Origin of the sequence: Stenotrophomonas maltophilia group sp. RNC7, assembly GCF_030910085.1 — a bacterium.
In the GTDB taxonomy this organism is placed as follows: domain Bacteria; phylum Pseudomonadota; class Gammaproteobacteria; order Xanthomonadales; family Xanthomonadaceae; genus Stenotrophomonas; species Stenotrophomonas sepilia.
In genome coordinates, this window is the sequence record NZ_JAVFVN010000871.1 from 1 (window position 1) to 419 (window position 419).

2 protein-coding genes are annotated in these 419 nt (G+C 33.2%); both read left to right on the top strand.

Annotated elements, in window-relative coordinates:
• The coding region (locus RCF13_RS21580; RefSeq protein ID WP_308141537.1) for a hypothetical protein at positions 1-218 on the top strand (218 nt) is incomplete at its 5' end.
• Positions 219-232: 14 nt separating this feature from the next.
• Positions 233-419: hypothetical protein (locus tag RCF13_RS21585; protein WP_308141538.1), on the top strand; the 187-nt coding region annotated here is incomplete at its 3' end.

Sequence of the window (419 nt, forward strand, 5' to 3'; positions counted from 1 at the left end):
TTGTAGGTCGTCCGAGTTTTCAAACTAAAGCTAATGCTTTTCCTATTTCGGTTTCCGAATATGAAATGTTTGATACGAAAGATAAGTATTTGGGATTTCTACAAAAGTGTTATGAAAGGTATTATCCGAAAGAAAAGATGAGTAAAAAAATCTTATTGAGTTATGAGTTAGATAATCCATTTGTAGGTCGAGAATATATTTGGTTTTATAAAAAGTAAGCTGAGGGCTATATATGGGAAGAGATAACAAGGATGTTGTGAAAAGAAAGGTGTATCGTAGCAAGTGGGAGAAAGGATTGATAATTACAGAACGTGTTCCAAGAAATATTGACCCGTTCATAACAGGTATAATTGTAGGCTTTACAATGGGAGAGGGATCTTTTTTTGTTCGAATTGGTCAAAGTAAAACTTATACTTGTG